At 35.2% G+C, this 26,714-nt stretch carries 38 protein-coding genes and 1 pseudogene; 7 read left to right on the top strand and 32 right to left on the bottom strand.

Going from position 1 to position 26,714, the window contains the following annotated elements:
- Positions 1-59 precede the first annotated feature (59 nt).
- The 13 genes from Y7E_RS0108530 to gcvT all read right to left on the bottom strand — a co-directional run bounded on the left by Y7E_RS0108530 (position 60) and on the right by gcvT (position 8,286).
- The gene (locus Y7E_RS0108530) at positions 60-245 is read right to left on the bottom strand and encodes a hypothetical protein (RefSeq protein ID WP_017150852.1); all 186 of its coding nucleotides are present in this window, start codon (positions 243-245) and stop codon (positions 60-62) included.
- 15 nt (positions 246-260) lie between these two features.
- On the bottom strand, positions 261-857 hold the full coding sequence (locus tag Y7E_RS0108525; protein ID WP_017150851.1) for an ABC-2 transporter permease: 597 nt from the start codon (positions 855-857) through the stop codon (positions 261-263).
- 38 nt (positions 858-895) lie between these two features.
- Positions 896-1,237 (bottom strand): ABC-2 transporter permease, encoded by a 342-nt coding sequence (locus Y7E_RS31530; protein WP_081584576.1) that lies wholly within the window; start codon positions 1,235-1,237, stop codon positions 896-898.
- Positions 1,204-1,554 (bottom strand): ABC-2 transporter permease, encoded by a 351-nt coding sequence (locus tag Y7E_RS0108520; RefSeq protein WP_017150850.1) that lies wholly within the window; start codon positions 1,552-1,554, stop codon positions 1,204-1,206. The genes Y7E_RS31530 and Y7E_RS0108520 overlap by 34 nt, the downstream gene beginning before the upstream one ends.
- Before the next feature lie 18 nt (positions 1,555-1,572).
- A complete protein-coding gene (locus Y7E_RS34245) occupies positions 1,573-1,770 on the bottom strand; it encodes a hypothetical protein (protein WP_237741360.1) in 198 nt (65 codons plus the stop codon).
- A gap of 60 nt (positions 1,771-1,830) precedes the next feature.
- Positions 1,831-2,241, bottom strand: coding sequence for an ABC-2 transporter permease (locus Y7E_RS0108515; RefSeq protein ID WP_017150849.1), 411 nt, complete (start codon positions 2,239-2,241; stop codon positions 1,831-1,833).
- Positions 2,222-3,100 carry an ABC transporter ATP-binding protein gene (locus Y7E_RS0108510; RefSeq protein WP_017150848.1) on the bottom strand — a complete coding sequence of 293 codons (879 nt, stop codon included), beginning with the start codon at positions 3,098-3,100 and terminating at the stop codon, positions 2,222-2,224. Before Y7E_RS0108510 ends, Y7E_RS0108515 begins: the two co-directional genes overlap by 20 nt.
- A 5-nt stretch (positions 3,101-3,105) precedes the next feature.
- Complete coding sequence (locus tag Y7E_RS0108505; RefSeq protein ID WP_017150847.1) at positions 3,106-3,480, bottom strand: GntR family transcriptional regulator; 375 nt, start codon at positions 3,478-3,480, stop codon at positions 3,106-3,108.
- A 116-nt stretch (positions 3,481-3,596) separates the two neighbouring features.
- Positions 3,597-3,788: a hypothetical protein gene (locus Y7E_RS0108500; protein ID WP_017150846.1), complete on the bottom strand. Its 192-nt coding sequence runs from the start codon at positions 3,786-3,788 to the stop codon at positions 3,597-3,599.
- A gap of 70 nt (positions 3,789-3,858) precedes the next feature.
- Positions 3,859-4,083: a DUF3929 family protein gene (locus Y7E_RS0108495; protein WP_026049147.1), complete on the bottom strand. Its 225-nt coding sequence runs from the start codon at positions 4,081-4,083 to the stop codon at positions 3,859-3,861.
- A 266-nt stretch (positions 4,084-4,349) separates the two neighbouring features.
- A complete protein-coding gene (gcvPB, locus tag Y7E_RS0108490) occupies positions 4,350-5,825 on the bottom strand; it encodes an aminomethyl-transferring glycine dehydrogenase subunit 2 (RefSeq protein ID WP_017150844.1) in 1,476 nt (491 codons plus the stop codon).
- Entirely contained in the window at positions 5,822-7,165 is a 1,344-nt protein-coding gene (gene gcvPA, locus Y7E_RS0108485; RefSeq protein WP_017150843.1) for an aminomethyl-transferring glycine dehydrogenase subunit 1, read from the bottom strand. Before gcvPA ends, gcvPB begins: the two co-directional genes overlap by 4 nt.
- Positions 7,166-7,185: 20 nt before the next feature.
- Positions 7,186-8,286 (bottom strand): glycine cleavage system aminomethyltransferase GcvT, encoded by a 1,101-nt coding sequence (gene gcvT, locus Y7E_RS0108480; RefSeq protein WP_017150842.1) that lies wholly within the window; start codon positions 8,284-8,286, stop codon positions 7,186-7,188.
- A gap of 350 nt (positions 8,287-8,636) precedes the next feature.
- On the opposite strand from gcvT, the gene Y7E_RS0108475 reads away from it, so the two are divergent.
- On the top strand, positions 8,637-10,319 hold the full coding sequence (locus Y7E_RS0108475; protein WP_017150841.1) for a DEAD/DEAH box helicase: 1,683 nt from the start codon (positions 8,637-8,639) through the stop codon (positions 10,317-10,319).
- A complete protein-coding gene (locus tag Y7E_RS0108470; RefSeq protein WP_017150840.1) occupies positions 10,306-11,118 on the top strand; it encodes a YqhG family protein in 813 nt (270 codons plus the stop codon). Before Y7E_RS0108475 ends, Y7E_RS0108470 begins: the two co-directional genes overlap by 14 nt.
- A gap of 13 nt (positions 11,119-11,131) precedes the next feature.
- On the opposite strand, the gene Y7E_RS33590 is transcribed toward Y7E_RS0108470, so the two are convergent.
- From Y7E_RS33590 to Y7E_RS0108450, 4 genes are all read right to left on the bottom strand, one after another.
- Positions 11,132-11,278, bottom strand: a complete 147-nt coding sequence (locus Y7E_RS33590; protein ID WP_000064866.1) for a hypothetical protein — start codon at positions 11,276-11,278, stop codon at positions 11,132-11,134.
- 91 nt (positions 11,279-11,369) lie between these two features.
- Positions 11,370-11,597 carry a hypothetical protein gene (locus Y7E_RS0108460; protein ID WP_017150839.1) on the bottom strand — a complete coding sequence of 76 codons (228 nt, stop codon included), beginning with the start codon at positions 11,595-11,597 and terminating at the stop codon, positions 11,370-11,372.
- A gap of 245 nt (positions 11,598-11,842) precedes the next feature.
- Positions 11,843-12,295, bottom strand: a complete 453-nt coding sequence (locus Y7E_RS0108455; RefSeq protein WP_017150838.1) for a TlpA disulfide reductase family protein — start codon at positions 12,293-12,295, stop codon at positions 11,843-11,845.
- 182 nt (positions 12,296-12,477) lie between these two features.
- A complete protein-coding gene (locus Y7E_RS0108450; RefSeq protein WP_017150837.1) occupies positions 12,478-13,020 on the bottom strand; it encodes a peroxiredoxin in 543 nt (180 codons plus the stop codon).
- 198 nt (positions 13,021-13,218) lie between these two features.
- Between Y7E_RS0108450 and Y7E_RS0108445 the strand changes: the two genes are divergently transcribed.
- A complete protein-coding gene (locus tag Y7E_RS0108445) occupies positions 13,219-13,851 on the top strand; it encodes a VC0807 family protein (RefSeq protein WP_017150836.1) in 633 nt (210 codons plus the stop codon).
- A 163-nt stretch (positions 13,852-14,014) separates the two neighbouring features.
- Here Y7E_RS0108445 and Y7E_RS0108440 read toward each other — a convergent pair whose 3' ends face one another.
- The 9 genes and pseudogenes from Y7E_RS0108440 to comGA all read right to left on the bottom strand — a co-directional run bounded on the left by Y7E_RS0108440 (position 14,015) and on the right by comGA (position 18,866).
- Positions 14,015-14,215 (bottom strand): YqzE family protein, encoded by a 201-nt coding sequence (locus tag Y7E_RS0108440; RefSeq protein WP_000106078.1) that lies wholly within the window; start codon positions 14,213-14,215, stop codon positions 14,015-14,017.
- 39 nt (positions 14,216-14,254) lie between these two features.
- The gene (locus Y7E_RS0108435) at positions 14,255-14,752 is read right to left on the bottom strand and encodes a shikimate kinase (protein WP_017150835.1); all 498 of its coding nucleotides are present in this window, start codon (positions 14,750-14,752) and stop codon (positions 14,255-14,257) included.
- A 167-nt stretch (positions 14,753-14,919) separates the two neighbouring features.
- A complete protein-coding gene (gene comGG, locus Y7E_RS0108430) occupies positions 14,920-15,294 on the bottom strand; it encodes a competence type IV pilus minor pilin ComGG (RefSeq protein ID WP_017150834.1) in 375 nt (124 codons plus the stop codon).
- A complete protein-coding gene (gene comGF / locus Y7E_RS0108425) occupies positions 15,291-15,752 on the bottom strand; it encodes a competence type IV pilus minor pilin ComGF (RefSeq protein ID WP_026049146.1) in 462 nt (153 codons plus the stop codon). The genes comGG and comGF overlap by 4 nt, the downstream gene beginning before the upstream one ends.
- On the bottom strand, positions 15,739-16,056 hold the full coding sequence (comGE, locus tag Y7E_RS34240) for a competence type IV pilus minor pilin ComGE (protein WP_237741359.1): 318 nt from the start codon (positions 16,054-16,056) through the stop codon (positions 15,739-15,741). Before comGE ends, comGF begins: the two co-directional genes overlap by 14 nt.
- Positions 16,037-16,480 (bottom strand): annotated as a pseudogene (comGD, locus tag Y7E_RS0108420) (competence type IV pilus minor pilin ComGD); the annotation flags it as partial. The gene comGE and the pseudogene comGD, both read right to left, overlap by 20 nt.
- On the bottom strand, positions 16,477-16,782 hold the full coding sequence (gene comGC, locus Y7E_RS0108415) for a competence type IV pilus major pilin ComGC (protein ID WP_017150831.1): 306 nt from the start codon (positions 16,780-16,782) through the stop codon (positions 16,477-16,479). The gene comGC and the pseudogene comGD, both read right to left, overlap by 4 nt.
- Positions 16,783-16,795: 13 nt before the next feature.
- Positions 16,796-17,836: a competence type IV pilus assembly protein ComGB gene (gene comGB, locus Y7E_RS0108410; RefSeq protein ID WP_026049145.1), complete on the bottom strand. Its 1,041-nt coding sequence runs from the start codon at positions 17,834-17,836 to the stop codon at positions 16,796-16,798.
- Entirely contained in the window at positions 17,823-18,866 is a 1,044-nt protein-coding gene (gene comGA / locus Y7E_RS0108405) for a competence type IV pilus ATPase ComGA (RefSeq protein WP_017150829.1), read from the bottom strand. The genes comGB and comGA overlap by 14 nt, the downstream gene beginning before the upstream one ends.
- Positions 18,867-19,071: 205 nt before the next feature.
- Here comGA and Y7E_RS0108400 point away from each other — a divergent pair, with 205 nt between their 5' ends.
- The 3 genes from Y7E_RS0108400 (at position 19,072) to Y7E_RS0108390 (ending at position 21,650) form a co-directional block, all read left to right on the top strand.
- Entirely contained in the window at positions 19,072-19,767 is a 696-nt protein-coding gene (locus Y7E_RS0108400) for a helix-turn-helix transcriptional regulator (RefSeq protein ID WP_017150828.1), read from the top strand.
- Positions 19,768-19,905: 138 nt separating this feature from the next.
- Complete coding sequence (locus tag Y7E_RS0108395; RefSeq protein ID WP_000440707.1) at positions 19,906-20,148, top strand: DUF2626 domain-containing protein; 243 nt, start codon at positions 19,906-19,908, stop codon at positions 20,146-20,148.
- Positions 20,149-20,234: 86 nt separating this feature from the next.
- Positions 20,235-21,650: an L-cystine transporter gene (locus tag Y7E_RS0108390; protein WP_026049144.1), complete on the top strand. Its 1,416-nt coding sequence runs from the start codon at positions 20,235-20,237 to the stop codon at positions 21,648-21,650.
- A gap of 723 nt (positions 21,651-22,373) precedes the next feature.
- On the opposite strand, the gene Y7E_RS0108380 is transcribed toward Y7E_RS0108390, so the two are convergent.
- Positions 22,374-22,589 (bottom strand): DUF3912 family protein, encoded by a 216-nt coding sequence (locus Y7E_RS0108380; protein WP_017150825.1) that lies wholly within the window; start codon positions 22,587-22,589, stop codon positions 22,374-22,376.
- A 234-nt stretch (positions 22,590-22,823) separates the two neighbouring features.
- Between Y7E_RS0108380 and Y7E_RS0108375 the strand changes: the two genes are divergently transcribed.
- Entirely contained in the window at positions 22,824-23,135 is a 312-nt protein-coding gene (locus Y7E_RS0108375; RefSeq protein ID WP_017150824.1) for a hypothetical protein, read from the top strand.
- A gap of 42 nt (positions 23,136-23,177) precedes the next feature.
- On the opposite strand, the gene Y7E_RS0108370 is transcribed toward Y7E_RS0108375, so the two are convergent.
- The 5 genes from Y7E_RS0108370 to Y7E_RS0108350 all read right to left on the bottom strand — a co-directional run bounded on the left by Y7E_RS0108370 (position 23,178) and on the right by Y7E_RS0108350 (position 26,714).
- Positions 23,178-23,666: a hypothetical protein gene (locus Y7E_RS0108370; protein WP_017150823.1), complete on the bottom strand. Its 489-nt coding sequence runs from the start codon at positions 23,664-23,666 to the stop codon at positions 23,178-23,180.
- 13 nt (positions 23,667-23,679) lie between these two features.
- Positions 23,680-24,657, bottom strand: a complete 978-nt coding sequence (locus tag Y7E_RS0108365; protein WP_017150822.1) for an HD domain-containing protein — start codon at positions 24,655-24,657, stop codon at positions 23,680-23,682.
- Between the two features lie 3 nt (positions 24,658-24,660).
- On the bottom strand, positions 24,661-25,038 hold the full coding sequence (locus Y7E_RS0108360) for a nucleoside 2-deoxyribosyltransferase (protein WP_017150821.1): 378 nt from the start codon (positions 25,036-25,038) through the stop codon (positions 24,661-24,663).
- A 265-nt stretch (positions 25,039-25,303) separates the two neighbouring features.
- Positions 25,304-25,606, bottom strand: a complete 303-nt coding sequence (locus Y7E_RS0108355; RefSeq protein WP_087957883.1) for a DUF3966 domain-containing protein — start codon at positions 25,604-25,606, stop codon at positions 25,304-25,306.
- A gap of 49 nt (positions 25,607-25,655) precedes the next feature.
- The gene (locus Y7E_RS0108350; RefSeq protein ID WP_017150819.1) at positions 25,656-26,714 is read right to left on the bottom strand and encodes an undecaprenyldiphospho-muramoylpentapeptide beta-N-acetylglucosaminyltransferase; all 1,059 of its coding nucleotides are present in this window, start codon (positions 26,712-26,714) and stop codon (positions 25,656-25,658) included.

Here is a 26,714-nt window from a genome sequence, read left to right as displayed (position 1 = left end):
TATAAGTTACTCCTTTGTTATTTTCCCTATTGAAAAGGTGTCTTGTGATGAGACACCTTTTATATTGTGCGCTTTTCCTTTTTTCTAATGATACTTCCTGTTGTTACAAAAACCGTTCCGAACAATAGACATGTAGGTACTGAAATAGATGAAGGAATAACACGGAATGTTGTTCCGATTCCAGTTCCGATGATAAGGAAAAGTCCAGCAATTATGAACAAAATACCCATGATTTTCATAATCATCTTCTCTCCTCTTTTCTATAAATCTCTTTGTTCATACAATTTCGTACAAACAAGAATCGAGATAAATAATAAACATATTGCACAAATTGACAATAATACGCTAGACTGAAGTATTGTTTTTTCAATGTTTACTTTAAAGAAAAGTTCTCCGATTAATACTGGTACTAGCAATATAATAAATGTGATAAATCTACCTTTTCGATACCCAAATATGAAGTGAATTGGAATTGCAAAACTTAAATAAATTATGACAATGCCTATACTACTAACTACCATAGATTTTATAAAATTGATTCCTTGCAATCCAAACTCTATACTAACCAGCAAACTTGAAACTACAACGCTCATTATAAGGATTAAAAATATAAACACATACTTTGGTAATACAATTTGCTTTCGAGTCACTGGTAAGCTATTTAATATTTTCTCACTACCATTTTTCTCATCATTATAAAATGTTGTCATGACAGCCAATATTGGAATGATAATAATGATAGCTGTAAATACACTTCGACTATCTTTACTGATGACAAATAGCAAAAGAGGATACAATAAATACCAAATTAAAAACTTCCATTGTACAACAAAGTCTTTGAGTATGAGTTGTCTCATCGTACTACTTACCCCCTGGTTTAAATGATTCACTCATTTTATAAATCTTTATCCTGAAACAGCTTAATCGAAAAAAACAAAGAGCACAGATATAAACTTATTACGCCAACTATAATAACCAGTAAACTAATTAGCCGATCCGAATTTGTTATCCACTCTGATAACGGTCCTACTTTTTTAGCTGGAATATTTCCGAACATTCCACATATCATAACGATTGGAAATATAACAAGTATAGATAATGCCCTGACAACCTGATATTTAACCAAATACTGCACAGGAAGTGTAAAGGCACAAAAAATAATGGGACAAAGTATACCAGTAAGAACAACATGCCACGGAATATCTACAAGAATCGATTCGAAAATCCTTCCTTCCAATTATTTAACTGCCCTACACATAAAACTATAAAATATGTAATCGCAATGGAAACGCTAAGAAAAATTAAAGTGGATATATACTTTGCTATAACAATATCTCTACGTAAAAGAGGTAAACTAATAAGCACACTTTCACTTTGATTTCGCTCTTCTATATACATAGAAACACTAATCCCCATAACCCCTAATGTCATACAACTAATAACAAATCCATTTTGCTCTGGTGCCATTGAAACAAATATAAGTACGGAAGTAACAAAATAAAGAATGAACATGTGCCTTTGCAAAAAGATATCCTTCAATATAAGCTGTCCCATGTATTCTCTTCCTCCTCATTACAAATCACGTCTTCGATAACATTGAATTGATACACCGATAGAAATACTAGTTAACAAACCTAATAAGAAAATTCCTATTCCCCATAAAGTCCCTGTCGACATATTTCCAAGTATATGTTGTACAAACATTAATACATTTAAAATTTGAGGTAATATGTGTCTATTAAATATCATTATAATTATCGGTAATATCATCGCAGCATAAGTAGCTATTTTCCCTCCAAGTGCAAATACAATGGGAAGTATTAAAATTGCCTATAATAAAGTTACTCCGAAACCTACTATTGCTAATTCCCATGGTACCGCACCACCAAAAAGAGGATAATATTCTGCTACTATTCTATCTAATTGACCTATTACATAGAAACCAAATGACACAAAAACAGTTATACATATATTCATCAATATAAATAATATAAATGATATATATTTTGCAATTACTACATGTTTACGTAATAAAGGTAGACTGTTTAATATCCGATCGCTATTATTTCTCTCATCAATACGCAATGACGTAGACATCGCAAAGATAGAAAGAAGTATACAACTGATTAAAAAGCCATTTTGTGATTTCATATCAAAACCGAAAGCAAAACCTGATAAAATGATATATATAACAACTAGACCACGCTGCATATATAACTCTTTAAATATGAGCTGACGCATTGACTTTTCTCCCCTTCGCTGTATAAACAACAATTTCATCCAAATTCGGTTTTTCCAACACAACCTCTTGTCCAAACCAATCTTCAATCGCTTGCTTATCTTTCGCCAACCCTTCAAAGCCAAATTTATTTTTCCGTAAACCAATAAAGAGTTTTTTTCCTTCTGGATCTAATTCTAATAAGTCGTTGCTGCCTTTTACAATTACGTGATTTTCTAATATCTCATCCTTCTCACCAGTAAAGACAATTTCTCCTTCGTTTATGAACGTAATATAATCCGCAATGCGCTCTAAGTCTGTTGTGATATGTGTCGAAAATAATACCGATATTTCTTCTTCCATTACAATTTCTTGCAGCATATCGAGCAGTTCACTACGAACAACAGGATCTAACCCTGATGTTGGTTCATCCATAATAATGAGCTCTGCATGATGTGATAATGCCATTGCGATCGCAAATTTCATTTTCATCCCTTTGGATAACTGCTTAATCTTTTTGTTTTTCGGGACTTGTAATCGCTCCATGTATGATTGATATTTTTCTTCATCCCATTTTTTATATAATGGTGCGATAATTCGCTTCATTTGTTCACACGTTAACTCTTCATAGTAGTGATTTTCATCATATACAAATCCAATATTTTGTTTAATTTCCTTCTGCGCTTTTTGATTGTCTTTTCCAAAAATCGTAATATCCCCACTATTTTGTTTTACTAAGTTCATAATCATTTTAATCGTTGTACTCTTGCCAGCACCATTTGGCCCAACAAATCCCATAATATATCCACGTGGCAATGTAAAACTTATATTTTTCACTGAAAAATCTTTATAGTTTTTACAAACATTTTTTAACTCTAGCATGTTCCTTATTCCCCCTTATATAGAAACGCAATCATCTGCTCTAACTCTCCAAGTGAAATTTTCAAAAATTTACTCTCTTTAACAATCCCTTCTATTTTACTTTCTAGTAAACGCAATCGTTGTTCCCTTATAAGCTCATTATTTTGCATGGAGACATACGTTCCTTTCCCTGCAACCGTTTCAATGTACCCTTCCTTTTCAAGTTCCTCATACGCGCGTTTCGTCGTAATTACACTAATTTGCAATTCTTTCGCTAAGCTACGGATAGACGGCAATTGATCTCCACCCTTTAAACCACCATTTAAAATAAGCTGCCTCAATTGCTTACTAATTTGTTCATAAATAGGGTCTGGGGAAGAATTTGAAATAATAATATTCATGTTTTCCTCCACTGTGTATATACTGTATATACTATATATATACAGTATATACACAACATCCTATTTTTGGCAAGAAAAAAAGACCAACAATTTCCTGTTGGTCTTCCGTATATGTATTACTTCTCAAATCGCTCTAACATTTCATCTCTCATCCCAAAGCTAACAACCGCAATTCCTACATACATAAAAATAAGAAATGCCGGATGTACTGCATTGTACCAGCTGCTATCAACTATTAAATATACCGTTAATGCCACAACAAGCACAAAAGCTAAAACGAACATATAAAAGTGTCTTGTACTACCCATGATAAACTCCTCTCTTCTCACTTCACCATTCAACAGTATATTTTATCGAATAATTTGATATGACTCAAGGTTAACTTTCTTTTATATAATCGAGTTCTACCTTTACAATGTCATCACAAGCTATTGAAATAATCGTTCCCTGTTTATCAATCGCTGTCACTTCTGCGTTATCCATTACACGATGTGCTACACGCTCTAACATTTTCCCATGATCTCGATAACAAAATTCCTTTATATCTTTAATCGTTTTACCGTTTTCTAAATGATACACCATCCTATAACACTTATAGCCCATTCCCTCACCCCAAATTGTTCGTTTTTTCACATATACTTAAAAATGAGTTACTCTCCTCATTACATCCTCTTAATTTCAATAAAATTCTAACAAAAATACAAAATTTTATCAAACCGACTTTTTCAACAAAAAAGCTTAAAAATCACCTTCCTTCCCTACTGTTACATAAAATACAAAAAAATTTTACATTATTTTCATAATCTCTGCACAATTTCTCCACAAAAAAAGAACCCGCGTATAACGAGTTCTTTTCATTTTACATTTACTCAAACTTGTACAGGAGCTGGCTTTTGATAACGTAAAATTGGTTTACGTGCAGCCATTGTTTCGTCTAGACGTTTAATTACTGTCGTATGTGGTGCTTCTTGTACAACTTCTGGATTTTCTTCTGCTTCTTTTGCGATTTGAATCATCTTATCGATGAAACCGTCTAATGTTTCTTTTGACTCTGTTTCTGTTGGCTCAATCATAATACATTCTTCCACATTTAACGGGAAGTAAATTGTTGGTGGATGGTAGCCAAAATCAAGCAGACGTTTTGCGATATCTAGCGTACGTACACCAAGTTTCTTTTGACGACGACCTGATAATACAAATTCATGCTTACAATGTCTATCAAATGGAAGGTCATAGAACGGCGCTAATCTTCTCATCATATAGTTTGCATTTAATACAGCATATTCTGTTACTGCACGTAGACCATCTGGACCCATAGAACGAATATACGTATAAGCACGAACGTTAATACCAAAGTTTCCATAGAATGGTTTCACGCGTCCAATTGCTTGTGGACGATCGTAGTTAAAGTGATAACCATTTTCTGTTTTCTCTAAAATTGGTTTTGGTAAAAATGGGATTAAATCTGCTTTGACACCTACTGGACCAGAACCTGGGCCACCGCCGCCATGCGGACCTGTAAATGTTTTATGAAGGTTTAAATGCACAACGTCAAATCCCATATCGCCAGGGCGTGCTTGGCTTAATACTGCATTTAAGTTCGCACCATCATAATACAATTTACCGCCTGCATTATGAACGATTTCTGCCATTTCTAAAATATTTTCTTCAAATAAACCAAGTGTATTTGGATTTGTTAACATAAGCGCGGCTGTTTCTTCATTCACAACACGTTTTAAATCTTCTAAGTCAACAAGACCATTCTCATTTGATTTTACTGTAATTGTTTCAAATCCTGCTACTGTTGCAGATGCTGGGTTTGTTCCGTGCGCGGAGTCAGGAACGATAACTTTGGTACGGTTATGGTCACCGTTTGCTTCATGGTATGCACGGATTAACATTAACCCTGTCCATTCCCCATGTGCACCAGCTGCTGGTTGAAGTGTAACAGTATCCATACCAGTAATCTCGATTAAATGTTCTTGTAAGTCGTACATTAATCCCATTGCACCTTGCACTGTTTTTTCATCTTGAAGTGGATGAATGTGTGCAAAGCCTGGGAAACGTGCCACGTTTTCGTTGATTTTTGGATTGTACTTCATCGTACAAGATCCTAATGGATAGAATCCAGAATCAACGCCGTGATTACGATTTGAAAGTGCTGTGTAATGGCGCATAATATCAAGTTCAGATACTTCTGGAAGCTCAGCATCTTCAGTACGGATATAATCGCTCTCAAACACATCTTCTAATTTTACTTCTTCTACATCTAATTTGGGTAAGCTATATCCTATGCGTCCTTCTCTGCTCACTTCAAAAATAAGTGCTTGGTCTTGGTTCTTCATTGGATAGCCCCCATTTCGTTTACAAGTGTGTCAATTTCTTCTTTTGTACGAAGTTCTGTTACCGCTAGAAGCATATGATTTGTTAATTCTTTATAATCACGGCCTAAGTCGTAACCACCGATAATATTTTTTTGTACTAATGCATCATTTACTTCTTGTACTGGACGTTTGCAATCTACAACAAATTCATTGAAGAATGGTCCAGCAAATGTTACTGTGAATCCTTTTGCTTCAAATTGACGTTTTGCATATTGTGCTTTAGAAATATTTTGACGTGCCATTTCTTTCACACCTTGTCTTCCAAGTGCTGTCATTGCAACAGACGCTGCTAACGCGTTTAATGCTTGATTTGAACAAATATTGGATGTCGCTTTATCACGACGAATGTGTTGTTCACGAGCCTGCAGTGTTAATACGAAGCCGCGTTTTCCATCTGAATCCACAGTTTGTCCGACAAGACGCCCTGGAATTTTACGCATAAATGCTTTCGTTGTTGCGAAATAACCGCAGTGTGGTCCACCAAATTGTGTTGGGATACCAAATGGTTGTGCATCACCAATCACAATATCAGCACCAAATTTACCTGGTGGTGTTAACGCACCTAATGATAACGGATTTGAAGAAACGATAAATAATGATTTTTGCTGATGAACGATTTTCTCAATATCAGCTAATTTCTCCACTTGCCCAAAGAAGTTTGGATATTGAACGATTACGCAAGCGACTGTATCATCTACTTCACTTTGTAATACATTTAAATCTGTTACACCGTCTTTATGATCAATTTCAACAACTTCAAGATGTTGACCTTTTGCATATGTTTCAAGTACTGCTCTTGATTCCGGATGAACTGCTTTAGAAACAAGAATTTTCTTTTTGCGAGTATGACCAGCTGCTAGCATTGCCGCCTCTGCTAACGCTGTACCTCCGTCATACATAGAGGAGTTTGCTACATCCATTCCTGTTAATTCACAAATCATTGTTTGAAATTCAAAAATCGCTTGTAATTCCCCTTGTGAAATTTCCGGTTGGTATGGAGTATAAGCTGTATAAAATTCTGAACGAGAAAGAACATGATCAACAATTACTGGCGCATAATGATCGTATACACCTGCTCCTAAGAAGGAAGCATAATCTTTTAAATTCGCATTTTTACGAGAAAGTTCAGACAGTTCTTTTAAAAGTTCTGGTTCTGACTTCGCTTGTTTAATCTTTAAATCCCCTATGAAACGAACACTTTCTGGAATATCGGAAAATAATTCATCGATCGTTTGAACGCCGATCGTTTGTAACATTTCTTTTTTGTCTTCTTCTGTCATTGGAAGATAACGATGCAACATGAAATCTACCCCTCTCCCCGTTACTTTGAACGTTTGTAAAATGGTGTTGGAACGACTACTGCTTTGACGCGTTTATTACGAATCTCAATTTCTACTTCTGTATCAACTGCTGCGTATTTTACATCAACTAATGCTAAACCAATACTTTTCTTTAACGTTGGAGATTGTGTGCCACTTGTAACTTCCCCGATTTTTTCTTCGCCTACATATACAGGATAATGCGTACGAGGAATACCGCGCTCAATTACTTCGATGCCGACTAATTTACGAGGTGCACCGTTTTCTTTGTATTCTTTTAGTGTTTCTTTCCCAAAGAAATCTACCTCTTTGTTTGTTTTTACTGCAAAACCAATTCCAGCTTCAATTGGTGTAATATCTTTCGATAATTCTTGCCCATAAAGTGGAAGTGTTGCTTCAAAACGAAGTGTATCACGTGCTCCTAAACCACATGGTTTTAAGCCGTCTTCTGCTCCAACTTCAAGAAGTTTCTCCCAAAGTTTTGCAGCATCTTCACTCTTGCAGTAAATTTCAAATCCGTCTTCACCTGTATAACCAGTGCGTGATACAAGGGCAGGAGTGCCATCTACAAGAACATCGTTTTTAAATTTAAAGAACTTAATTTCTTTTAAATCTTCTGACACAACTTTTTGTAAAATGCCTTCTGCTTTTGGTCCTTGAATTGCAAGCTGTGCAATTTCACTAGAAACATTGACTACTTTCGTATCGCCAATTACATGACTTGCTAACCATTCGTAATCTTTCTCGATATTCGATGCATTGATTACTAATAAGTAGTCTTCTTCGTCACGTTTGTAGATTAACAAATCATCTACAGTACCACCATTTTCGTAACACATTGCTGTATATTGTGCGCCTCCTACCTTTAAGGTAGAAACGTCATTTGTAACAACACGTTGTAAAAATGCTAAACTATCTGCACCTGTGACTTCAACTTCTCCCATGTGAGACACATCAAACAGACCCGCTGCTGTGCGAACAGCCTCGTGCTCTTCTTTAATACTTGAAAATTGAACTGGTAATTCCCAACCACCAAAGTCGATTGTTTTTCCACCATACTTCGCGTAAACATCAAATAGCGGTGTACGTTGTAATGTAATCATGTTCTTTCCCCCTTATGCTGTCTATGACAAATCAATAAAAGTTGGCTTCCCGTACCTAAACATTTTTTATCCAGAAAAGATGGGATATACGGAATCTCAATGCATTTTTTTATGAAAGCGTAAATAAAAAAGTACTTTCTTGGATAAAATACGAAAGATTCCATACATTTCACACCATTATCCTAACATTTTTCGATCTATTTCATCAATATTCTAGCATAAAAAATAATTTGGAATTTTTTATTCTTATACTTACAAAAACGACTTCACCTGAAAATGCTAGAAATTATAGTTTTTGGTGAAGGGTATAACAATAACCGTTTTAGTTTACAGAAGGTGGGAGAGTTTCAATGAATGTCGATATTTCCGTAGATCGGACATGGCAAAATAATTTTTTAAAACGAATTGATGAAGACGGCCCTTGGACAAATTGGGAACTATATGATTTAGCCTATAAAACAGAAAAATCATTGCTTGTCCCTACATTTGATGGTTTACAAGCACCGAAACACTTATCTCATTTCACGCCGCTTCCTCATCAGCTAGAAGTAGCACAAACTGTTATTGAGCAAATGAATGGAAAAGCAATACTAGCAGATGAAGTTGGGCTTGGAAAAACAATTGAAGCAGGTCTTATTTTAAAAGAATATATGGTGCGCGGTCTTGTTAAAAAAGTACTTATACTCGTTCCAGCCTCCCTTGTTTCCCAGTGGGCATATGAACTCAACACAAAGTTTTTTATCCCTGCAGTTGCCCAGAGAAAAAGCTACTCGTGGGAACAAGCTGACGTCATCGTTTCATCCATTGATACAGCAAAGCGTTCACCGCATCGTGATATCGTTTTAAACTTAGAGTATGATCTCATCATTATTGATGAGGCACATAAACTCAAAAATAATAAAACAAAAAACTATGAATTTGCGCAGCGTCTAAAAAAGAAGTTTTGTTTATTACTAACCGCAACACCTGTCCAAAACAAAATCGATGAAATCTTTAATCTTGTTTCCTTATTAAAACCAGGTCATTTAGGGAATCAATCTAACTTCGAAGAATATTATGCTTCCAAAAATCGTTCACCGGAGTCAGATGAAGATTTAAAAGCACTCATTAACAAAGTGATGGTAAGAAATCGGCGAAATGGTACGGGGATCGAATGGCCGAAAAGACACGTCCGCACAATATTTATTGATTTTAATGAGGAAGAGCAAGCTTTATATGATGCAATTGAAAATTGGAAAGGACAAGACGCTTTTACCTCTGCCTTTTCATCATTAACTTTGAAACGAGAGGTATGTAGTAGCCGTGAAGCGGTTTATTACTCACTCAAAAAGCATGTGGAAAAAAGACAAAAAGAAAATGAGAATTATATACCAGACCCATATATCGATGTTTTAATGAATAAAATCAATCATATTCCTTTTAATTCAAAAGCAAATCAAGCACTAGAACTTATAAAAGAAATTAATGATAAAGTCGTCATCTTTACAGAATACAGAGCAACGCAAATGTATTTACAATGGTTTTTAAAACAACATGGTATTTCATCTGTTCCCTTTCGAGGTGGATTCAAACGCGGAAAAAAAGATTGGATGAAAGAACTCTTCCAAAATCATGCGCAAGTGTTAATCGCAACAGAAGCAGGCGGTGAAGGAATTAACTTACAATTTTGTAGTCATATGATTAACTATGACTTGCCTTGGAATCCGATGCGGCTTGAACAGCGGATTGGACGTATTCATAGGCTTGGTCAAAAAAATGATGTCCATATTTATAACCTAGCAACAAAACATACAGTTGAAGAACATATCTTGAAACTTCTATATGAAAAAATCAATTTATTTGAGCGAGTCATCGGTGAACTTGATGAGATTTTAACAAGAATCAATATGAAAAATATCGATGCGCATATTCAAGAGATTTTCGCAGGGTCAAAGAGTGAAGGAGAAATTCGAATTAAGATGGAAAATTTAACGTCTATCATCGACTTTGCGAAGAGAAACGAAGCAGAGGTGCAAGGTTATGCAGCAACATGAAATTCATAATTACTTATGGGGTTTTTTTGAGGCAAACGACTGTGAAATTTCCCAGCGTTCCCCGCATCTACTAGATGTACAATTAACAATTGAGATGGATAAACTATTGATGAATCGCCCTTTTTATTGGCATTACCTTGAGAAAACAGGCGGTATACCAAATCCCATGCGACTCACTCTCATTACAGATCCAGAGAATGACGAAGAGGAGGGTGAGCTTATTCACTACGGCTCTCCTCGCCTGCATCAAATCTTTCAAACAACAAAAGAACTCGGATCATACATACGTTTATTCGAAGAAGTGAATTCAGGTGGTACAACTCATACACCACTTCATCCATGGCTTGGTGTCAATGTAAAAGTATGTTATCAATGCGATCGAAAGAAAGACATGCTTCATTCTATTGGGATTCATCTTATTTCTGGAACAATGATTACAAACTTTCATGAAACATTAGCAAAAATTCGGCTCACGCCAAAAATACCAGATTTCAGTTTTACACTTACTCCAATTATTAAACCACAAAGTGGATTACAGCGAATAGAAGATGCATTAAAAAACCTTATCGCAGCAGATGATCATACATGGGCTGAAGAAGCACGTGTACGCTGGAATCATGATTTAGCACTTCTAAATCGCTTTTACGAAGAAAGTGAAGCGCTTCCCGAAAGCTACGAAATAGAAAAGCAAGCATTACAAGAGCAATACGAACCGCATATTACAATGCAAATTATAAATGGTGGGCTCTTTTATGTAACCGCTAATCATTTTTTTCATGAGAAAAGCCCCTTCATATGAGAAGGAGCTTTTCTTATATTTTCCCATTATACTTCCGGCCATCGTTATGTTCTTGTTGCTGCTTTTCTGTCATTCGCTTTTGATATTCTCTGTCTTTTGCACTTACATGGTTTGCATCTGTTGGAAGATTCTTTTTCGAACGTCCTACGCCATTACTCATCTCTTTCACCCCTTATGTTTTTCAAATTCATTCTTATTGTCAGCTAGAGGGGCAATCCTTATACAAAAATAAGAGAAGCTTTTCGCTCCTCTTATTCCTTCACATATTTCTGAAACATATCGTGTAAGCCTTGATTTACGAGATGAGAGATCTGTTCGTCAGATTTATGCGGATAACGATCACGCAACCTGATAGATGCTTTCACCATTAAATTTTCTAATACAGAACGGCCACCTTCACCATAAATAATTTCAGCATATTCTACAAGCCTTCCATCCTCTATTGTTGCTGGATTATGATTGAAGAAAAATTTACTCATTGTCTCCACCTCTCTTTTTTGATAACGTTTACATTTATATAGATTATTTATGTTATTTATTTCACAATATTGTATGCATGTATAGATGATTAGTTTCATTATAAAACAACATGACGATAGGAATAACTTAAGTTTTCGTCAATTTTGTGAACAAACTTTTAAAAAATGAAAGCGTTTTAATTATTATATAATAAAAAAGATTACCACGCTAGTGGCAATCTTTTTTATTTCTACTAAACTATGACTTACGCTTCGTTTGCTTCGTTTAATACACGCTCAAGACGTTTACGAAGCATTGGCATACCGCTTCCACCCGCTTGGAAATGACGAAGCTTACCATCTTTATCAAATACATAGTAAGCAGGAACATATTTATTTTCAAATGCATCTGTAATCGCATGTTTGCTATCAACTAAAATTGGTTGAATGATGTCATGGCTTTCTGCCATTTTTTCAATTACTGCTAAGTCTAAATCTTCTTCTGAACGAGGCATATGAACCGCTACAACGTTTAAGCGATCATCGTACTCATCACGTAATTCATTTACTTCTGGCATCGCTTCTTTACATAAGTAACAGCTTACAGACCAAAAGTGAATTAATGTCGGCTTATTTCCAATTAAATCTTCACTCGTTACTGCGTCATTTAAAATTTCTGTTGCACCTTCTAATGATGGCATTTGTTCACGTAATTTCATTCTATCTATTCCTCCTATGACTTATAAAGTGAAACTTTAATCAGTAGGGTTTTTCTTCATCCCCCACTGATTATCAGCCCGCACCAATCGGGCTTTTACGTGCAGTTAATCTCCCACCTAACTTCTTTGCTCTTGCTGAATTTTGAGGTGGGGGTCTTACTGCCCGCAAATAGCGGGATAAATTATAGAGTTTCTTGTCCTGGTTTCCAGTTCGCTGGGCAAAGCCCGCCTGTTTGCAGTGCTTGAAGAACACGTAATACTTCGTCTACTTCACGTCCAATATTGTTATGGTGTACAACTTGGTACATTAATTCGCCTTCTGGGCTAATGATAAATAATCCACGTAGTGCGATTCCTTCGTCTTCTAATAACACGCCGTATTCGCTTGATACAACATGGTTTGTATCCGCTGCTAATGGGTAACGTAAGTCGCCTAAACCATTTTTTGTACGATCTGTGTTAATCCATGCTAAGTGTGTGTGTACTGTATCTGTAGAAACACCGATTACTTCTGCATCTAAATCTTCGAACTCATCGTAGCGATCAGATAGTGCAATAATTTCTGTTGGACAAACGAAAGTAAAGTCCATTGGATAGAAGTATAATACTGTCCATTTATCATTTTTCATGTTTTCTTCTAAACTAACATTTTTAAATTCTTTATTTGGCATTACTGCATTCATTTCGAAACGTGGTGCTTGTTTCCCTACTAAACGTTTTGTCATATCTATATTCATCCTCCTAAAACTAATTGAGATTAATTTCTAATTTATAATGATTACAATTTGTATTATATACAAGTTATCAAATTAAAGTCAATACTAAATTAAAATTATTTTAATTTGATTTCGATTATCAATTAATCATGTACAATATTCAGAAATTATATTGTAAAATATACCTATCACTTAAGGAGGCCTACAATGAATCAAAATAAGAAAGCTATATTCGACATTGTCTTTTATCTCATCTTCCCTTTTGTCCTTTGGAAATTTGCAAAAACACATATTGATCCTTATTATGCAATGCTTATTTCCTCCGTACCGGGAATTCTTTATACACTGTACTGCTTTAAAAAAGAAAAGCAGTTCAACATTACAGGGTTCTTTATTCTGATTACCCTCATTGCTAACACGACAGTAGACTTACTATCTGGCTCTGCTGAGCGAATGCTTTGGAATGACGCATATTACCATATCGTACTTGGATGCATTGTCATCTGTACAATCTTTATTAAGAAACCCCTCATGTTATATTTCGCAGCTGATATCGCAGCCTTGCAAGGACATGACCGAGATAAGAGTCGTGCCCTTTACCGCGATAAACGCATATATCCAGCACTGCAGTATTTAACACTATTTTTCGGTTTACAATTCATTTTAAAAAGCTTTTTAAAAATCTATTTCATCTCTGTTTTTGGTGTAGAAGGATATGGTGAAATGAGAGCAATCATGACCGCTGTTGGTTGGGGAATCTCCATATGTATTGGCATAGGATTTGTATGGGTAAATAATAAAATACACGCGGTAACTGAACAGAATGAGTCTACCCAATAAGGTATAAATTATCAAAAAAATAATAAAAATCCCCCGGCGCAACATTACGCCGAGGGATTTTTTATAGGTTGATCTGTCGAATCGATGACAAGTATACACTCATCTCCAAAATTTTACTATACCACTCAGCACCATTACTAGCGGTAAATCATTCCAATTTTTATTAACTTGTTTTCTTTCTTTTCTTCTTTACATTTTGATAAAACAAAGCTGCGCTAAGCGGCATCATACCAAACCATCTGTTTAAAAACGGTGCTTTTTCAGCACGGCGTTGTTCTTTCTTCTGCTTTCGATCCTCTTTGGGAGCATCCATATATGATACAAATTGTTGCGTCACAAAACGCACATAATCATTAGTAGACATATTATCATCACCTCTACTTGATTATTATGTCCACTTTTTTTACACATTAATCTTACAGATTAGCTCTTCTATAATCTCTTCCACACTTTTATTTGTTGTATCAATATGTATATGGGCTTCTTCATAATATGCCCGACGCCCCGCAAATTTCTCTACAAACGCTTCTATATTTTCTTTTTGAAATAATGGACGCGTTGTATCTTCACGTAGACGTTCTGCGATAACATACGGATCACAATATAAATACACAACCGTTCCGTTCTCTTTCATCCACTGGCGATTCTCTGCGCGTTCAACGATGCCACCACCAGTTGTAATGATTAAATTACTTGTAGGTAGCGAACGCAGCATTTCACTTTCGTATTCACGAAAACTGCTTTCTCCTTCTTCTGCAAAAATATCGCGAATGACCTTCCCTCGCTTCTCTTCGATTTTCTGATCTGTATCTACAACTGGAATATGAAGTTGCTTACTTAGCATCTTCCCAATTGTTGTTTTTCCGGCTCCCATAAATCCTGTTATGTAAATGGACTGCATTTTGTTACCTCTTTTCTGTCAATTTAGTCATTGTTTAATTATTTGTATTATAACGAAATATGGGCTGATGTGGTTTATTTTATATACTACTTGCGCAAATTAGTAAAAAACGTTTTGTCCTTAATTTTGTATCAAGAACAAAACGTAATGGTAATGAAACTTCTTCCTCATCGCTCTTCTACCCAGTTCATAACTCTTTTATTTGTTTTATCGTACTGAAAGTTCACCTTATAGGGACGTTTTTGTTTCGTCATACACTGCAATGTAACAAATACAATCTCATTTTCAAATGCATAATTGCCACTCGCTTCACCATTTTCATATTGAAATGAAAATACATCATTTTGTTCTTTTGCCTGCAAATCTTTCTTTATAGAGAAAACTGCTTGATCAATAATCTCTTCTAACAAAAATTTTTGCTGCGTCTTCTTATAAAATCTTTGATCAGATTGCAACATATTTATTTCATATATAAAGAATGAAAACAGTAAGAAAAGAAGAATTAATGTTCCTGGCATCGCAAATCCATCTTGTTTTCTCATGTTTTCAACTCAATCGGTGCGTAACGCGTTGCTACACCGTGATACATTTTACCGCTTATATCTTGCACATGTATAGTTAATATATTAGGTGTTAAATCATAAGAAACCAAACTTACCTTTTGTAATATAATTTCCATCCCTAGCGTATTTACTTTTCTCACGATATTATTTCCTAACACTTCATATGTTACGTTAGCACCATTACTCATTTGAAAAAGGAGTAGATCTTCTTGATTCTCTAACTCGACATCTTTCCCCATTTGACTCTCCCGAAATTCTAATTGTACTTGCTCCATGAACACATCCCATTCCCAACTATTTATTTGCTTCGAATATGGTTTCTCGATAAATAAACTATGGAGGCGCGGCATAAGGAGAAAGAAAATAGATAAAAACAATAAACATAACAGCATTTCTAGTAACGTAAATCCTGCTTCTCCCTCTCTACTTTTGGACATGGCGACATTGTTCCATTCTTTTTTGTTTGACATCTTCCCAAATTGCACAAACCTCTTCTCCTCGCCAATGCGTCTGATATAGAACACCATCTACTGTCTCCTCTTTTTGCTGCTTCGGTCGATTTTGATACATATATAGTGCTGCTTCCTTCTTCAACAATACATGTGCTTTATACCGAAATTGAATATTTTTTCTTTCTTGCATAATTAGGAGTGTTTGCGGAAGCAACAGTGACACAGCCATCATCAATAAACTTAACGATGCGAGCATTTCGAGCATAACCGATCCTTTTTGGCACTTCACGATACGTAAATCTCCCTCTCCCAAGTTGAAATACAATTTCATAGGTACGCGAGCGATAAGAAAGTAGAATTGTACCACCTTGGTTTATATTTCCATTCGCATTATAGGTCATTGGATTTGGAAAAGTATTCAAATCAATCTTTATATCACGTTCATATTCCCGAATAAAAAGGGAACGTTTGTCACCAGATTCCCAAATGCTATACATATGTTTTTCAGGGCTCCATCGTAACATATGAAGATTCCGGTGGTTTATAGCTAACTGCTGCATATACAATATATCTTGTGAAAATTGTTTTAAAAACTGTTCAATTTTTTGCCTTTCATATAATGGTGCAACGTTAAAATAAGTAACAACACTCAATATCGAAATGATGGATAGAACGAGGAGCATCTCTAAAAATGTAAATCCCTTTTGTTTCACGATTTGCCAACAACGGATACTGTACCATCGTCACTTGAAATACTAATTTGCTCCCCTTTTGGACACGTTGTGGAAGTAATGTACTTGTCTTTCACTAATTCGTCGATGGTTGGTATCTTATTATGTTGTAATTGATAAGCCTGAACTTGCGCTTCGACCGATTTTACGTAAGCATCACAACCTTTTCCTTGTACAGAAGAACGCTGTGAAATAACGTTTGGAATGATTAGTAACAGTAATACGGATATGACAACCATAACCAATAACATTTCTAAAAGTGTAAATCCTTTTTCATTCATCATTTAAACTAACCTCCTAAATAGAATTCATCATTTGAAACATTGGCATAATCATCGCTAAATACATAAGGACAACAATGATTCCGATACATGTAAACAAAAGTGGTTGAATAATGACTAAAATACGGTGAATCTTTCCTTCCATTTTTTCAATCGTTAATTCGCTATAATCTCCTAATTCTGTCGCTAAATTCCCATTCGCTTGTCCATGCGCAACCACGTAAGACAGTTCACGCTCGTAGTAACTGCTTTTCATAATAATAGAATCCAACTGTTCGCCCGCAATTAATAACTCTTCAATCCGAGTCGCTTCACATTGAAAAAACGGATGATGTTTTTGTTCGATCATTAACGTTAAGGCTTCGAGTACCGATAATCCACCTTGTAATAAGCCGCTTAATTGAACAGAGAAATAATGAGAATTTGTTAAAATAAGAAATGTTTTTATAAGGGGAATCCGAATCATAATATTCATTCTTTGAACTGGGGGAAGTTTTTGTATATAAAACACATATATACATGTTACTAAAACGGTGCAGAGAAAAAATCCTCCGATCATGTACGGAAGTATTCGAATTAAGAGCATAATATGATCGGTAAATGTGACGGAAGAGGAACGTAAGGAACTATATAATGTTTCAAATTGTGGAAGCAAAACGAAATTGAATACAGCAAGTATTCCTATTAGAAAAAGAGATAAAAATATCGGATAGCGGAGTACTTTCATCATATCTTTTTGATGTTTATCTTTTCTATACAGTAGTACACTTCCTTGTTGCAATGCGAACGAAATATCCCCATGCCGCTGTGCATAAAATAAATAACTTAATATGTCTGGATGAAACATGAGTTGGTGAAAAGCATCGTGAATACTTCGACCATTTTTTAATTCCTCTGCAATATGTTGCAATTGAATTTGCTTTTGAGAAGATAGCTGAAATTGCAAAAACTCTAACGCTTGTAAAAGCGAATAACCCTTTTCTAACAATTCTCCAAGCCTTCTTAATAACAAGACCTGTTCATGTAATCGCCACCCTTTTCGTTCAAACATAAACATCCTCTTCTAAAAAGCCTAAAGCATACCCTTTTCTTATACATGATTGCAATGTTTCATAATGATAAGTTACACGCTCTCCATTTGCTTCACGAATAGCTTGTTTCAATTCATGGCCATATAACAACTCATAAACGCTTGCTTGCCGCACTTGCCTCATTGCTTTACATAACGGTGAACATTTCCCTTTGCAAAATGGACACTTCAATTCAACAAGGCGCTGCGCTGCCACAGCGAGCAATGATTGTTCAATTTCTTGCCGCGTAATCCCATAATCCATCAAACGCAGCACAGCTCCTCTTGCATCGTTTGTATGCAGCGTTGTCATCACTAAATGTCCTGTTAAACTTGCCCGCACAGCTACTTTCGCTGTTTCTTCATCACGAATTTCACCGACTAAAATAATATCAGGATCATGGCGCAAAATCGCTTTTAAACCTGTTGTATACGTGATACCTGCTTTTTCGTTAATTTGAATTTGTAATAAACCATCCTTTCGCTTTTCGATTGGATCCTCAAGTGTAACAATTCGACGCGTTTGTCCCTTTTTAGCTACCTCTAACAAAGCGTACATTGTCGTTGTTTTTCCAGATCCAGTCGGCCCAGTAAACACGAGTAATCCATGAGAATGATGTACAAAAGAGAGAAGTGTCTTTGCAGAGCTGGGAAATAAAGAAAGCTGGGAAAGCGGTTGAACCGACGCTTGCAAGTGCAAACGAATGACGAGACTTTCTAAATACACAGTTGGCAGTGTAGAAAGACGCAAGTGCACTTCTTGTCCATCAATTTGTAAATACAATGATCCATTTTGTGGCTTACGTCTTTCCCCTATATCCATAGATGCTAAAAATTTAAAATGCGAAACAAGTCTTTCTCCAAATTCTTTTCCAATACAATGCTTCGTTACTAAATCTTTTCCAATACGCAATTGTATGACTGCATCTTCTTGCCGCGGCACGATATGTAAATCGGATGCCTGTAATGCACATGCTTCTTTCATAATTGTATTAGCAAAATGCTCAACACTATTCATAATTATCTCCTCCTCACTATGTATATACCATGGAGAGATACATAAGAAAAATCGTGACTTTCGCGTTTTCCCTTCCTCAAAAAGGAAAAATATGTTTGTGAAAATATGAACAATTTCTGAATTATTGACTAAAATTACCTATATGCAACTTTATCTGTATTATAATGTTAATATCTTGGATAAAGTGATAAAGGTGGAGATCCTCATGGAACAAGCTTTAAAAATTACAGGTGTACTATCTGATCCAACTCGTTATTATATTTATAAATATATTTCTCAAAAACATAGTTACGTAACTGTACAAGAAATCGCAGATGAATTTAATATCCATCCAAACGTAGCCCGTCTACATTTATCAAAATTAGAAGATGTTAATATGTTGAGATCTGAAACGAAGAAAACGGGAAAAGGCGGAAGACCAAGTAGATTATATGTATTATCTGAAGACTTAATTCAGCTGCAATTCCCATTTCGTGATTATCAATTATTAGCGAAAATCGCTTTTAATTCACTGCTTAGCCTCGGCGTGGCCGGTGAAAAAGCATTATATGAAACAGGCAAACAATTTGGTAAAGAAGTAATGGAACAACATATACAGCGTTTAAATGTTAATGAAGATTCATTAACATTGGAACACAAAGTTCAAATTGCAAAAGAAGCATTATCAACCGCTGGCCTATCCCCTTCATTTGAATTAAGCACAGATGGCACACAAATTTTCTATGATGTGTACAATTGCCCATTTAAAGAAGTTGCTGTTCATCATCCTGAAGAAATTTGCAATATGCATAGCGATATGATGAAGGGAATTTTTGAAATCCTATTCCCGAACATGGAATTAACACGACATGATAACTTATTAGACGGATGTAAATCTTGCAACTACAAAGTTCATCTATAATTTCTTCATATGAAAATGTGTCAAAAAGAAGTCAATCCCATTTGGCTTCTTTTCTTTTTTCGCAAATATTTACAATAGTAAGAAAAATAAACTATAATGAAGAGAGGTTTACTTTTTTTAGAAAAGGAGGGAGATTGCATGGAGCGCATGTTTCGCGTTCTCGGCTTTTGGACTGGAATTTTCTCAGTTATGTTTTACCTAGGGGATATGTACGCAACTGCACTATTATTTTTAGGACAAACAGGATTCTTCGTACTTTTAAGTTATTTAAAATTAACAGAGCGTATGTATATATACGTATTTGGGGCATATTTAACTGTTTTCTTCATTGGATTTACATACTATACAACATTTCTACTTGTCCCTGGAGCTGGGCATTAAAAAGATGGCAAATTGCCATCTTTTTTATTTTTTTCAATTACCTAGTTGACTTATAGGTTTTCTTGAAATACATTTTATATAACAGATTGAAATTAGGGGGAATCAACATGCATACACTGCTAGTCGGAATTAACATTGTGGTCATGCTTATATTAGTCGGCATATTGTATTATATGCAACGCAAGCATGTATCTTTTAATAAACGCGTATTTACTGCTTTAGGGGTCGGAATTACATTTGGTCTTATCTTACAATTTATCTATGAACCTACTTCTAAAGTTATTATTGATTCAAATAACTGGTTTAGCATAATCGGTAGTGGCTATGTAAAACTGCTACAAATGATTGTTATGCCACTAATTTTAGTTTCTATTATCTCAGCATTTACGAAGTTAAAATTAACAAAAAATCTTGGTAAAATTAGCGGACTTATTATCGGAATTTTAATTCTTACAACTGGAATCGCTGCCGCTGTTGGTATCGCTGCAAGCGCAGGGTTTGACGTTCAAGCAACTGGCTTACAACAAGGTGATGCAGAAACAGCTCGCTTAAAATTAGTGGAAGAAAAATTTAGTTCAATTGAACAAACACCCATTCCACAAAAATTATTGGAATTATTACCTACAAATCCATTTCTTGATTTAACTGGTGCACGTCCAACTTCAACAATTTCTGTTGTAATCTTTGCGGCGTTCATTGGAATTGCCTTTATCGGTGTAAAAAGAAAATATCCAGAACAAGCAGAGTTATTTAAGAAAATGCTTGATGCTGTTTATGCAATTGTAATGCGTATGGTAACGTTAATTTTACGCCTGACTCCATACGGCGTATTAGCCCTTATGACAAAAACAGTCGCTGGTAGTGATGTGAATGCTATTTTAAAACTCGGTAACTTTGTTTTAGCATCTTACGTAGCACTTATCGTTATGTTTGTTATTCACTTATTATTAATTGCTCTATCCGGTTTAAACCCAATTCAATATTTAAAAAAGGTATTCCCGGTCTTAACATTTGCCTTCACTTCTCGCTCTAGTGCAGGTGCAATGCCATTAAATATTGAAGCCCAAAAAGAGAAACTTGGTATTTCAGAAGGAATTGCCAACTTTGCCGCTTCCTTCGGGGTATCTATCGGTCAAAACGGTTGCGCAGGTATTTATCCAGCTATGCTGGCGATGATGGTCGCTCCAACGGTAGGAATTGATCCATTACAACCACAGTTTATTTTAACGTTAATCGCTGTTGTCGCTGTTAGCTCATTCGGTGTTGCCGGTGTAGGCGGCGGAGCAACATTCGCAGCATTAATCGTACTTTCAACAATGAACTTACCAATCGGAATTGTTGCTCTTGTTATCTCAGTTGAGCCATTAATTGATATGGGGCGTACAGCTCTTAATGTAAGTGGATCAATGACAGCAGGTCTTATTTCTAGTAAATGGCTTGGTGAATTAGATCATGAGACGTATAATCAAGAGGATGTAAAAAACGAAGAAGTTGCATCATAAGAAAAATTGAATTGAGACTTCCATTTTAAAAATGCTAAAAAACAAAGGACTCTAACATACTAGTGTTAGAGTCCTTTCCTGATTGTTTAATAACCTCTGCAATTCTTTTCAAGTCCAAAATAGCATCTGTACCTTCTCCATGATGAATATTATAAGACATAACTTTAATGTCAGTCTTATTACCTCTTTCGAACATTAGAGATTTTGCCGCAAGTATTTTACTGTTGTACGAGAACAGAGAAATAATGGACAGCAATAAAAGAACAGGAAAAATAAATGATTTCTTAAACAAATCTAACACTCTCTCAAAATTTTCTATGAAACCACTTTTAAAGAATAAAATACTTTCATTGTAAAAATATTGGAATTTTGTGAAATCAATGTAAAAATACTTTTGATTTGACAACCTTGAAAAACTCATATGTAAACAAAAACAATATTACCCTTTAATGGAACCTTTTATGATGAATATGATTTTCATATGAAGTTTCCATAACACATCATTATCGTTAGAAACAAAAATAGATTTCATTTTTTATTTCTCTTTACCAAATTAATTGTTTTATTATGTAAAAAAATGAGGATACATGCTCTTATATTGAACATAGTATCCTCCAATGATTATAAGCTATTGATGCATGTCAAAACTTCTTTCTATTATTCAAAACGAACCTTTTCTCGTACAAAATAAAAATTAACGTTTCACTTCACAGCCCGTCCCTTTTACAAATAGCCATTTTGCTCGCACCATTCATGAAATTGCCGCACATCTACGCCTACTAAAACAATATCTTTTAGCTCTACATCGATGTTTTGACCGTCAATCACAATTATAAAATTTGGTTCTTCCTGCTTTTCTTTTTGCTTTATAATGCCAAGTCGATTTCGATATGGCCCATCCTTTACATATGCTTTTTGTCCTGTAATATCAAAATTCAAGATTCTCACCTCTTTTACTGCGCTCAACTTGAAAATACGTTTCCTTTCATTGCACTATTTCTCTATATATATGATGAAACAGTAAAAGAGTCCTTCCTTTATTACAATTATTTTTTGTTTGTATCATTTTTGTGAATTATACGTAAAGATTAGGAGAAAACGCATTTGGAAACGCTTTCTCTGGCTTGTTTCGTGTTATAATAGAAAAGCAGAACTTCGTAAAGAGGGAGAAAAATGGATATAACAATTATTACAAAAGTAATCGAAGCATTAAAATCATATGGATTTCAAGATGTAACATACTGCGAAGAAACAAAACAGTTCTTATTTCATAATCAAACCGATATCATGAGCGGCTATGCAGAAATCACATACAGCAATCAATTTGAAAAATTTAACGTGCAAATTCATCCAATTGAAACGCACCATCAAGCAGAGTTGCAAGAAGTTGAAAAGCATATTCAATCTTGTATACGAAAAGTTGAGTATTTGAATGCACTTCTTACAGGACAAAAAAAATTAACTGACAAAATTATTATTATGTAAAAAAAGAACGTGAAGCCATCACGTTCTTTTTCATTTTCACTACTATATACCCATCTTCTCTTTCAATTGTAAACCAGTAACAGACTCTAATACATCCATTGCTTCTCCAATTGTCATATCAAAAATTGTCTTATCTTCTATATACGGAAACTGTTTAAATCGTTTTTCTAACATTTTTACTGCATCCGATGAAAATACTGCACTATCTATCCCAAATTCTGTTTCAAGCAAAACAATCCAATCTAAAATATGAAATCCTAATCCATTTACAAATGAAATGAGCTTTTCTTCAGGTTGCGCAGATAAAAATACGTAACGTTCCATTTCACCAAAAAGTTCCTCACCTAAGATTTCTGCTAATTCCTCATCATGTTCACGATTAACAATCTCTTCATACCCATAATCATCAACAAGTTCTTCTACTTCTTCTCCGTCCATACAAAGTAACTGACTACGTAGTGCATCTTTTTTAAATTCACTTTTCTGTACAACTTCTAAGAAGCTTGTTTCCCATCCTTGTTCTAATTTCATATATATAACTCCTTTATGCCTTCTTTATTTTTAAATATATATTTTTATTGAAGCTCTCTTTCGCTTTTTGATTACACAGCCTTACATGTTCAGATAAACTAGACGCCTTATATATTTTACCATTCCTATAGACTGACGGATCAATTAAGCGTTCCTTCCCACCTAGGTAACAAATATCGTACTCCTGTTCATTCTCTTCTAATAATACATTTTGGTGCAAAGTACCCAATAAATCCGTTACCTCTTCAACCTGACAATTTTTTAATTTTTGGAGCAGTGTCTCATCATCAAGAAGAAAGTCTTCAATATGTATCACATGTTTTTCTAGCGCAATTTGCAGTACATTTGTTAATACATAATAGCTATAGGAACCTAATGGATGTAAAAAGAAATCCAGTGTTTCTTTATAATACACCTCAGTAAACCACTCTGCTGCCTCTACGGTACTAAGGCAAATTTGTTGTTCACGAACAATTAATTGCTTTAAAAATGTAAAAACTTCTTGTTTTGAAATCATTCCATATGTATGTAAATCGCGAAGTGTATAATCTATACGATCCGCACATAAAGCTGGTAATGGTTGTTCCAACAGCATCCATTGTTCCCAGTTTTGAAGCATTTTAGAATCATACCCATACTTTTGTAAAATAAGAGGGATATCTGAGTTTTCAATGACTGTATCAAAAATATGTTCATGATAGTCTTCATCTTTTTTATGTAATACACGATCTACAACGTGTGAGAAAGCAGTATGTGACACATCGTGAAGCAATGCTGCAATTTGTTCCGCTTCACCCCCACCCAGCATTTTTACAAGAAGCATAACTCCAATTGAATGCTCATAACGAGTTACATTCCACTCTGGTTTTACAAGAAAACTCGCTCCAACTTGATGAATTTTCTTCAACCTTTGCATAGCTTTTGTTCGCACAAGTTCTTCTAATACGCCGTCTATTTCAAAATTACCGTATATCGTATCATAAATCTGCATGATCTATGCGTCTCCTTTATTCATGACGTATGAAATAAACTCCTCCAGTTCTCCTTGAAAAATACTCACTTCTGGTAAATGGTAAAACGTTGTTTGCAGCGGGTTGTTTTTATGGTACAAATAGACTTTCTTTTCTAAAGCAATCGCTATACCAAGCTCCGTGTGACTCCCATTTCCGCCATCTAGTAAAAGTAGAAAAACATCAGCATTTTGTATCGCTTGCTTTTCAGCCTGACCAATCTTCTGTAATTGTTCTCTATTCGTTGCTCTTTCATTTTGAGTCCAATCATATGTATGGCGCCATCCTGCTTCTTGCAATTTATTCGCTACAAATTGAACAAGATGTTTATTTTGAAAACCTGAGGCAATATAGAAATTCATATGAATTAGCTCCTTATTTATCCCGCATTAACAGGCAGTAATACTCCCACCTCAAAATTCGGCGGAAGCAAAGAAGTTAGATGGGAGATAAACTGCCTGTAAAAGCCCGATTGGTTCAACTAATAATCAGTGGGGGATGAAGAAAACCCCCACTGATTAAAGTTTCACTTTATAAAAACAGCAGGGAAACTCCTTTTTAGCGTTCACGATAATATATAGAGGAAGATCTTGCAACAGCTCGCAAAAAAGGCCCCACCTTCAAAACTTACTTTGCGTTTAAGTGGTTGGATGCCTGATGGTCCTCTTTTATTTTTTGTTTTTTATCACTTTCATCGGCTAACATTTCTAACTCAGCTGTTATTTCCGATTTTTGCAAGTTTCGTTCTTGTGAAAATTTCCTTGAAATGTAAACAATAACACTACCAACATACAAAACAAAACATATAATCAGAGCAGTATTTTCATAGAGACTCAGCTCCAACACAGTCACTCCTAATCCATTCGTATTTTCACGCTCAAAGAACTGGAATTTCCCTATTAAATCTCTGTTATTGTAACATAAATACAGCAATTCTTCGAACCTTTCATTCTACTAAAAAAGACATGATTTTTTAAAATCATGCCTCTGTAATATATTTCATAATGGTCTGTACTGCTTCTTTCCCACTATACTTTTTTAATTCTTTTTTATACTTTGCACAATTATGATTTAACTCTTGTATATGCTCCATAAGGGATTTCACTGTTACATTTTCTTCATATAAAACCGATGCATACCCTTGTCTTTCAAACGATTGTGCATTCAAAATTTGATCACCGCGGCTTGAAGCTTTCGGTAATGGAATTAAGATCATAGGCTTTTGCAATGTTAAAAATTCAAAAATTGCATTTGATCCAGCACGTGAGATGACAAAATCCGTTACCCCTAATACATCTGGTAATTCTCCGTGTACATATTCAAATTGTCTATACCCTTCTATGCTTTGTAACTTCTCATCTAGATTTCCTTTTCCGCATAGGTGAACAACTTGATAATTTTTAAGAAGCTCTGGCAATGCTTCTCGTACTGTTTCATTGATTTTCTTCGCTCCTAGACTCCCGCCCATAACCGTGATAACGGGTTTTCTAGCATGGAATCCAAGAAAGTGTAATCCTTTTTCACGATTTCCACGTAGCACTTCTTCCCTCACAGGTGAACCTGTATAAACCACCTTTTCTTTTGGCAAATGCTGCGCAGCTTCTTCAAACGTAATAAATATTTTCGAAGCAAAGCGGAGTGCAATTTTATTCGCTAGCCCTGGCGTCATATCGGACTCATGTAACAAAACTGGAACACGGTTTAGCCATCCACCAACTACTACTGGTACAGATACAAAACCACCTTTTGAAAAAATAACATCCGGTTTTAATTTTCGTATTCGCACATAAGCATCCATTACACCCTTCATAACCAGAAAAGGATCTTTTATATTTTTCAAATCAAAATAACGGCGCAACTTTCCGCTCGCTATACCATAGTACTGAATTCCTTCGTTCTCTATAATTGTTTTTTCAATCCCTTGATAAGAACCAATATAAGAAATATCCCAGCCCTTTTCTTGCAAATGTGGAATAATTGCTAAATTTGGCGTCACATGCCCCGCCGAACCACCGCCTGTAAAGACTATTCTTTTCAT

Source organism: Bacillus bingmayongensis (assembly GCF_000299035.1).
GTDB lineage: Bacteria > Bacillota > Bacilli > Bacillales > Bacillaceae_G > Bacillus_A > Bacillus_A bingmayongensis.
Note: the sequence above shows the minus strand (reverse complement) of the source record. Positions and strands in the feature narration are given on the sequence as shown.

Excerpts from the sequence above, each read along its gene's own strand:
- Y7E_RS0108525 (WP_017150851.1), bottom strand. The coding sequence starts at position 857 with ATGAGACAACTCATACTCAAAGACTTTGTTGTACAATGGAAGTTTTTA.
- Y7E_RS0108460 (WP_017150839.1), bottom strand. The coding sequence starts at position 11,597 with ATGAGTAAATTTTTCTTCAATCATAATCCAGCAACAATAGAGGATGGA.
- Y7E_RS0108445 (WP_017150836.1), top strand. The coding sequence starts at position 13,219 with ATGAATCAAAATAAGAAAGCTATATTCGACATTGTCTTTTATCTCATC.
- Y7E_RS0108515 (WP_017150849.1), bottom strand. The coding sequence starts at position 2,241 with ATGCGTCAGCTCATATTTAAAGAGTTATATATGCAGCGTGGTCTAGTT.
- Y7E_RS0108520 (WP_017150850.1), bottom strand. The coding sequence starts at position 1,554 with ATGGGACAGCTTATATTGAAGGATATCTTTTTGCAAAGGCACATGTTC.
- comGC (WP_017150831.1), bottom strand. The coding sequence starts at position 16,782 with ATGATGAATGAAAAAGGATTTACACTTTTAGAAATGTTATTGGTTATG.
- Y7E_RS0108370 (WP_017150823.1), bottom strand. The coding sequence starts at position 23,666 with ATGAAATTAGAACAAGGATGGGAAACAAGCTTCTTAGAAGTTGTACAG.
- gcvPA (WP_017150843.1), bottom strand. The coding sequence starts at position 7,165 with ATGTTGCATCGTTATCTTCCAATGACAGAAGAAGACAAAAAAGAAATG.
- comGA (WP_017150829.1), bottom strand. The coding sequence starts at position 18,866 with ATGAATAGTGTTGAGCATTTTGCTAATACAATTATGAAAGAAGCATGT.
- Y7E_RS0108350 (WP_017150819.1), bottom strand. The coding sequence starts at position 26,714 with ATGAAAAGAATAGTCTTTACAGGCGGTGGTTCGGCGGGGCATGTGACG.
- Y7E_RS0108505 (WP_017150847.1), bottom strand. The coding sequence starts at position 3,480 with ATGAATATTATTATTTCAAATTCTTCCCCAGACCCTATTTATGAACAA.
- Y7E_RS0108360 (WP_017150821.1), bottom strand. The coding sequence starts at position 25,038 with ATGAATTTCTATATTGCCTCAGGTTTTCAAAATAAACATCTTGTTCAA.
- Y7E_RS0108510 (WP_017150848.1), bottom strand. The coding sequence starts at position 3,100 with ATGCTAGAGTTAAAAAATGTTTGTAAAAACTATAAAGATTTTTCAGTG.
- Y7E_RS0108500 (WP_017150846.1), bottom strand. The coding sequence starts at position 3,788 with ATGGGTAGTACAAGACACTTTTATATGTTCGTTTTAGCTTTTGTGCTT.
- Y7E_RS33590 (WP_000064866.1), bottom strand. The coding sequence starts at position 11,278 with ATGAGTAATGGCGTAGGACGTTCGAAAAAGAATCTTCCAACAGATGCA.
- comGG (WP_017150834.1), bottom strand. The coding sequence starts at position 15,294 with ATGAGAAAACAAGATGGATTTGCGATGCCAGGAACATTAATTCTTCTT.
- Y7E_RS0108365 (WP_017150822.1), bottom strand. The coding sequence starts at position 24,657 with ATGCAGATTTATGATACGATATACGGTAATTTTGAAATAGACGGCGTA.
- Y7E_RS0108395 (WP_000440707.1), top strand. The coding sequence starts at position 19,906 with ATGGAGCGCATGTTTCGCGTTCTCGGCTTTTGGACTGGAATTTTCTCA.
- Y7E_RS0108375 (WP_017150824.1), top strand. The coding sequence starts at position 22,824 with ATGGATATAACAATTATTACAAAAGTAATCGAAGCATTAAAATCATAT.
- Y7E_RS34245 (WP_237741360.1), bottom strand. The coding sequence starts at position 1,770 with ATGATATTACCGATAATTATAATGATATTTAATAGACACATATTACCT.
- gcvT (WP_017150842.1), bottom strand. The coding sequence starts at position 8,286 with ATGATTACATTACAACGTACACCGCTATTTGATGTTTACGCGAAGTAT.
- Y7E_RS0108495 (WP_026049147.1), bottom strand. The coding sequence starts at position 4,083 with ATGGGCTATAAGTGTTATAGGATGGTGTATCATTTAGAAAACGGTAAA.
- Y7E_RS0108400 (WP_017150828.1), top strand. The coding sequence starts at position 19,072 with ATGGAACAAGCTTTAAAAATTACAGGTGTACTATCTGATCCAACTCGT.
- Y7E_RS0108450 (WP_017150837.1), bottom strand. The coding sequence starts at position 13,020 with ATGACAAAACGTTTAGTAGGGAAACAAGCACCACGTTTCGAAATGAAT.
- gcvPB (WP_017150844.1), bottom strand. The coding sequence starts at position 5,825 with ATGAAGAACCAAGACCAAGCACTTATTTTTGAAGTGAGCAGAGAAGGA.
- Y7E_RS0108470 (WP_017150840.1), top strand. The coding sequence starts at position 10,306 with ATGCAGCAACATGAAATTCATAATTACTTATGGGGTTTTTTTGAGGCA.
- Y7E_RS0108440 (WP_000106078.1), bottom strand. The coding sequence starts at position 14,215 with ATGTCTACTAATGATTATGTGCGTTTTGTGACGCAACAATTTGTATCA.
- Y7E_RS0108435 (WP_017150835.1), bottom strand. The coding sequence starts at position 14,752 with ATGCAGTCCATTTACATAACAGGATTTATGGGAGCCGGAAAAACAACA.
- Y7E_RS0108455 (WP_017150838.1), bottom strand. The coding sequence starts at position 12,295 with ATGAAATTACGTGAACAAATGCCATCATTAGAAGGTGCAACAGAAATT.
- comGF (WP_026049146.1), bottom strand. The coding sequence starts at position 15,752 with ATGTCCAAAAGTAGAGAGGGAGAAGCAGGATTTACGTTACTAGAAATG.
- Y7E_RS0108475 (WP_017150841.1), top strand. The coding sequence starts at position 8,637 with ATGAATGTCGATATTTCCGTAGATCGGACATGGCAAAATAATTTTTTA.
- Y7E_RS0108530 (WP_017150852.1), bottom strand. The coding sequence starts at position 245 with ATGATTATGAAAATCATGGGTATTTTGTTCATAATTGCTGGACTTTTC.
- comGB (WP_026049145.1), bottom strand. The coding sequence starts at position 17,836 with ATGTTTATGTTTGAACGAAAAGGGTGGCGATTACATGAACAGGTCTTG.